At 70.7% G+C, this 307-nt stretch carries 1 pseudogene; it reads left to right on the forward strand.

What is annotated here, in order from left to right:
* Positions 1-307, forward strand: a pseudogene (locus AC507J_RS32405) (LuxR family transcriptional regulator); the annotation flags it as partial.

Genomic DNA, 307 nt, shown 5'->3' on the forward strand with positions numbered 1-307 from the left:
GGAGGCCGAGACGCAGTTCGCGTTCGCCGGCTTGCACCAGTTGTGTGCGCCGCTGCTTGGGCACGCGGATGCGCTGCCCGAGCCGCAGCAGGGTGCCCTCGGCGTAGCGTTCGGCTTACGTGCCGGACCTGCACCGGACCGGTTCCTGGTCGGGCTGGCCATTCTCAACCTGCTGGCCGAGATCGCCGAGGAGCAGCCGCTGTTGTGCCTCGTCGACGACGCCCAGTGGCTGGACGAGGCCTCCGCGCAAGTCCTGGCGTTCGTGGCACGCCGGGTCGCCGCCGAGCGGATCGCCCTACTCTTCGCG

The sequence above is a fragment of the Micromonospora sp. PRAS1 genome, assembly GCF_059553435.1.